Origin of the sequence: Desulfovulcanus ferrireducens (assembly GCF_018704065.1) — a bacterium.
Taxonomy (GTDB): Bacteria; Desulfobacterota; Desulfovibrionia; order Desulfovibrionales; family Desulfonatronovibrionaceae; genus Desulfovulcanus; species Desulfovulcanus ferrireducens.
In genome coordinates, this window is the sequence record NZ_JAGUQP010000022.1 from 1 (window position 1) to 6,518 (window position 6,518).

General features: G+C 57.4%; 3 protein-coding genes. All 3 read left to right on the forward strand.

Annotation, left to right across the window (positions count from 1 at the left end; genetic code table 11):
• The coding region (locus KFV02_RS08465) for an SPM autocatalytic domain-containing protein (RefSeq protein ID WP_491893147.1) at nt 1-912 on the forward strand (912 nt) is incomplete at its 5' end.
• 380 nt (nt 913-1,292) lie between these two features.
• Nucleotides 1,293-5,936, forward strand: a complete 4,644-nt coding sequence (locus KFV02_RS08470) for a beta strand repeat-containing protein (protein WP_252381142.1) — start codon at nt 1,293-1,295, stop codon at nt 5,934-5,936.
• Nucleotides 5,908-6,518 (forward strand): calcium-binding protein (locus KFV02_RS08475; protein ID WP_289510129.1); only part of this gene is annotated, 611 nt, incomplete at its 3' end. The genes KFV02_RS08470 and KFV02_RS08475, both read left to right, overlap by 29 nt.

A 6,518-nucleotide genomic window follows, 5' to 3' on the forward strand; every position in this document is an offset into this window, starting at 1 on the left:
GCGGATGCCCTACGCGGCCTAGATCATGAGTTGAGTGGTTGGATTTCCGACTTTTTCAACTCCGCCCAAGCCGCCATTCAACGCCGTGACCCCCTGACCCTCGACCTTGACGGCGACGGCCTGGAAACAGTGGGTTTCGATCCAGCCAACCCCATCCTCTTCGACCACGACGCTGATGGGGTGAAGACCGCCACCGGCTGGATCAAGCCCGACGACGGATTTCTGGTATTGGACCGCAACGGTAACGGCACGATTGACAATGGCACTGAGCTGTTCGGCGACTCCACCCCGCTCATGGATAGTGAGGGCAAAGTGGTAGGCACAACTGAAGACGGCTTTGCTGCTCTGGCCCAGGAGGATACCAACGGGGATGGAGTGGTCGATGCCAACGACGCCAACTTCGCCGACCTGCGCGTATGGCGTGACCTCAACAGCGATGGCGTGAGCCAGGATGGTGAGTTGCAGAGTCTTGACGAGGCTGGTATTGCGGCCATCAACGTTGCCAAGACCGAGAATTCCCAACCCCTGCCGGATGGCAATCTCTTGGCTGATCTGGGCAGCTTTGTACGTACCGACGGCAGCAGCGGCGAGATGGGCAACGTCAGCGCCGAGATGGGCGACATCGACCTGCTTGAAGACACCTTTCACAGCGAGTTTGCCGACACCATTCCGCTCACCCCGGAAGCCGAGGCTTTGCCGAGCATGAGCGGCTCTGGCCGAGTGCGCGATCTGCGCGAAGCAGCCAGCCTTTCGCCGGAACTCTCGCTGGTTTGGTCAGCCAATACGCTCAGGCGGCCACCCGCTCTGAACAGCTTGCTCTCCTGGATCAACTCATCATCGAATGGGGCAAGACTTCGGACCTTGCCGTCACCGGCGACGGCGCTTACGGCGGGGTGGAGACCAACGTGGTGATTGCCGGTCAAACTAAAGGGAGCGCCGGTTATGACGCCTGGATGACCAAGCTCCAGACCCTGGAACGTTTCAACGGCCGACCGTTTGGTACTCCGGCCGAAGGCGCGGAAAGGGTCTCTATTAACCTGTTCAACGCGCGCCTGAGTTTTCTCAATCAAGCGTATGACGCTCTGCGTCAGTCTGTCTATGACGGCCTGTTGTTGCAGACCCGCCTCAAGCCCTACCTCGATGTTATCAGCCTCACGGCTGGCGAGACCGGACTTGTCATCGACTTCAGCGATACCGGAGCTGCCTTCCAGGCCCGCTACGATACCGCTCCCGGCGAAGCGGTGCGAGACCTGCTGGACCTGCAGCGCATTGTTGGCACCGACCTCAACGGCATGGGCTGGGATGGATACGGGCAACTCAGAGGCTGGCTGGCAGAGGCTGTCAACAATACCGTTGATCCGACCCTTGTGCCTGCCATTGTGGCCGCGCTCGGTGATTTTGGCTATCCAGGCTTGCGGACCCAGGGCGACGGTACCGGTGCGAGTGAGGCGGTAATCGGTGCTGATTCCGGAGCTGTGCTTAATGGCCAGGGTGGTAACGATCTCGTTCTGGGCGGTGATGGCGACGACATTCTGAATGGCGGCACGGGCAACGACGTGCTTTATGGCGGCGCAGGTGGTGACACCTACGTCTTCAACTCTGGAGACGGGATGGACACCATTCTCGAGAGCCACGGCGATACCGGAACAGACACTCTGGAATTCGGCCCCGGTATTCTCGCAGGTGATCTGGACATTTACGCCGAAGGCGACAAGCTGGTCTTTGCCCACAGCAATGGCAGCGATCGTATTTCCATTGCCAACTGGTTCGGCAGTTTGGCCGCTGATGTCCATCGGGTGGATACCTTGCGTTTTGCCGATGGCAAGAACCTGGATCTTAACACCCTGCAATTGGGCGGCGACGAGGCGGACACCCTTGTAGGCACCGACGCTAACGACATCCTCGTAGGCGGCGCGGGCGACGACGTGCTCTATGGGGAGGCGGGCGACGACCTGCTTAATGGCGGAACTGGTAACGACACAATGACCGGCGGTACAGGCGATGACACCTATGTGGTTGATAGTGCAGGTGATACTGTGATTGAAGCAGTTGGTGAAGGCGTGGATACAGTGGAATCCCACGTTAGCTATACGCTTGCCGATAACGTGGAAAACCTGACTCTGGCAGGTACCGGCTCTTCCAGCGGCACCGGTAATGAAATGGACAATATTATCACCGGCAACAGCGGCAACAACAGCCTGTACGGCCTGGACGGCAACGATAGCCTCAGCGGCGGAGCAGGCCATGACCTGCTGGACGGCGGGGCGGGAGCGGATGTGATGGCCGGCAACACCGGGGACGACACCTACGTGGTTGATACTCTGGCCGACACTGTCATTGAGAACGTAGGTGAAGGCACGGACACGGTTCACACCCATCTTGACTACACCCTCGGCGCGAACGTCGAAAACCTCACCCTCACCGGCACCGATGCGGTGGACGGCACGGGTAATGAACTGAACAATGTCCTTACCGGCACAGCGGCGGATAACACTCTCACCGGCCTGGACGGCAACGACACCCTGAATGGCGGTGTGGGTGCGGATACCATGCTTGGCGGCGCCGGCGACGATACCTATGTGGTGGATGACGCAGGTGATGCGGTCATCGAGAACGTAGGTAAAGGCACCGATACCGTCAAGTCCTCTATTAATTATACCCTGACCGACAACGTGGAGAGCTTAACGCTCACCGGCACGGCAGCCATTGACGGCACAGGCAATGAACTTGACAATGTTATCACCGGCAACAGCGCGGCTAATACCCTGACGGGCTTGTCCGGCAACGATACTTTGGATGGTCGTGCTGGAGCTGACACCATGCTGGGTGGCACCGGTGACGACATTTACGTGGTCGATAATGGAGGCGACGTTGTGACCGAGAACGCCGGCGAGGGCACTGATGCTGTCAAGTCTTCTATTAATTATACCCTGGGCACCAATGTTGAAAATCTCATTTTGACCGGCTCGGCAAATATTGACGGCACCGGTAACGAGCTGGACAATGAACTGGTCGGCAACTATCGCAGTAACGTCCTTGACGGCGGCCTGGGTGCGGATAGCATGGCTGGCGGCGCAGGCAACGATACTTACATCCTCGACAACACAGGCGACACGGTGACCGAACAGGCAGGCCGAGGCTCCGACACTGTGGTCAGCCCCTTCGACTACACCTTGGGTGCCAACGTGGAGAACCTCACCCTTACCGGCGATGCCCTCACCGGTAAGGGCAACGCGTTGAACAACGTCATTACCGGCACGGCGGCGGACAACACACTCACCGGCCTGGACGGCAACGACACCCTGAATGGCGCCGGCGGTGCGGACACCCTCATCGGCGGCCGGGGTGATGACACCTATGTAGTGGACAGTTTGGCCGACACTACTGCCGAAGCAGTTAACGAGGGCGTGGACACGGTGCAGGCAAATCTTACCTGGACGCTGTCAGACAACCTGGACAACCTGACTCTGACCGGTACGGAAGCCATTGACGGAACCGGAAATGAGCTTGACAATGTTATCATCGGCAACGCGGCTGCCAATACCCTGACCGGCCTGGACGGCAACGACACCCTGGATGGTGATGCGGTAGCAGACACCATGTTTGGCGGCACCGGCGACGATACCTATGTGGTGGATGACGCAGGTGATGCGGTCATCGAAAACGTAGGTGAAGGCACCGATACCGTCGAATCTTCCATTACATATACCCTGACCGATAACGTCGAGAATTTAACGCTCACCGGCACGGCAGCCATTGACGGCACAGGCAATGAACTCGACAACGTAATCATTGGCAACAGAGGGGCCAATACGCTCACCGGGCTGGAGGGGAACGACCTGCTTGATGGCGGCAGGGCGGCAGACACCATGGCTGGCGGCATTGGCAATGACACCTATATCGTAGACAATACGGGTGACGTAGTGGTCGAGGGGCTTGACGAAGGCGTTGACAATGTGCAGGCCAGCGCCAGCCATACCCTGTCCGACAATGTGGAAAATCTCACCCTCACTGGTACAGGCAACATCAACGGTACCGGCAATGACTTGGACAATACCGTCATCGGCAATAGCGGCGCTAATATTATTGATGGTGGCACCGGGGCTGATGCTATGGCCGGTGGTACAGGTGACGACACCTATGTGGTGGACAACGGTGGCGACCTTGTCACTGAAAGATTCAACGAAGGTACGGATACCGTTCGGGCAAGCATCGATTACACCCTGACCGACAACGTAGAGAACTTGAAGTTGACCGGCAACGCCAACCTATCCGGCACCGGCAATGCGCAGGATAATACCCTCACCGGCAACAGAGGCAATGACTTGCTTGACGGTGGCATAGGCGCAGATGCCATGATGGGTGGCCTCGGAGATGACACCTATGTGGTGGACAATGTCGGTGACGAGGTTTCCGAGCTTGAGAGCGAGGGAACTGATACTGTCCGGGCGAGCATCGATTATACCCTCGGCGATAATGTTGAGAACCTGGAGTTGACCGGCACGGCTGATATCAGTGGTACCGGTAACATCCTGGACAACTCCATCAGCGGCAACAGTGGCGTTAACCGTATTGACGGTGCGGAAGGGGCGGACACCATGTCCGGCGGGGCAGGTGATGATACCTATGTCGTTGATAACGCCGCAGACGTGGTGATTGAGCAGGCGGAAGAGGGAATCGATACCGTTGAGGCGAGTATCAGTCACACCCTGGCCGATAACGTCGAGAATCTCGTTCTTACCGGTGAGGAGAATCTTGATGGTACTGGTAATGGGCTGGCCAATGCCCTGACCGGTAATACCGGCGATAATGTTCTGGACGGCGGCAGCGGCATCGACACCATGAGTGGCGGTGTTGGCAACGATACCTATGTGGTGGACGAGACTGCTGACTTGGTTGTGGAGAACCTGGGAGAGGGAGTCGACACCGTGCTTGCCTCAGTCGACTATACCCTAAGCGATAATGTCGAGCATCTGACCTTGACCGGTGGTGCGGACCTTGCCGGAACCGGTAATGCCATGGACAATACCATCACCGGCAATAGCGGTATTAACGTGCTCTCCGGCATGGGTGGCAACGACACCTACATTGTCAATAACACGGTTGATACGGTAGTAGAGAATGCGGGCGAGGGCACGGACACCGTGTTTGCCTCTACGGACTACACCCTGTCTGACAATGTGGAAAACCTCACCCTGACCGGCTCGGCCGACATCGACGGCACCGGAAATAATCTGAATAACACTATTATCGGTAATAGCGGGGCCAACCTTATCGATGGTGCCACTGGAGCCGACGCCATGGCCGGTGGTGCAGGCGACGACACTTACATTGCCGACAACACAGGCGATCGGGTCACAGAAGGAGCCAATGCCGGCACCGACCTGGTCTATTCCTCGGTGAGCCACACCTTGTCTGCCAACGTGGAGAACCTGACCCTGACCGGTACGGCAAACATTAACGGCATGGGCAACAACCTCAATAATGTCATTATCGGCAATACGGCAGACAACCGGCTTTATGGCCAGTCCGGCAATGATACCCTGCTTGGCGGCGAAGGCAATGATCAACTCGATGGCGGTACAGGCGGTGACGCCATGAGCGGCGGGACCGGCAACGATATGTATATCGTCGACAATACGGGCGACGTGGTAACCGAACTTGAAGGCCAAGGCACGGATACAGTTAAGTCGAGCATCAGCTATACGTTGACCCACAACGTAGAGAACCTGACCCTCACCGGCTATGGATACATTAACGGCACCGGTAATGCGCTAGACAATGTGATTGTCGGCAACATCCGTAACAACACCCTGCGGGGCTTGGAGGGCAACGATACCCTGATCGGTAACTCCGGCCACGATACCCTGGATGGCGGGACGGGCGCCGATGCTATGAGCGGTGGCTATGGTAACGATAACCTATGTGGTAGATGATGTCGGCGACGTGGTGAGTGAGACCTATGGCCAGGGCACCGACCATGTGCGCTCCAGTATCGACTATACCTTGACCGATAATGTCGAGAACCTGACCCTGACTGGTACGGCTGACTTGAACGGTACCGGCAACAATCTCAATAACGTAATTACCGGCAACACGGGCAACAATGTCATTGATGGTCAGGGCGGCAACGACACTCTGTACGGCAATACGGGCGACGATACCCTGATCGGCGGTGACGGCAATGACCGGCTCTATGGCCAAGGGGGCTCGGACCAACTCTTCGGCAATGCGGGCAGCGATACCCTGGACGGCGGCAGCGATGGAGATGCCATGGCCGGTGGCAGCAGTAACGATACCTATGTTGTGGATAATGTCGGTGATATTGTTACGGAGAACGTGAACGAGGGCACCGATCTTGTCCAGTCCTCCATTACTTATACCTTGACCGATAATGTGGAGAACCTGACCTTGATCGGTTCTGCCGAGATCAACGGCATCGGCAACGAGTTGAATAACGTAATCCGGGGCAACTCTGCGGCCAATGTTCTCACAGGTTTGGCTGGTGACGATACTAT

Bases quoted from the DNA above. Each gene is read 5' to 3' on its own strand.
- KFV02_RS08470 (WP_252381142.1), top strand. From the start codon at position 1,293: ATGGGCTGGGATGGATACGGGCAACTCAGAGGCTGGCTGGCAGAGGCT.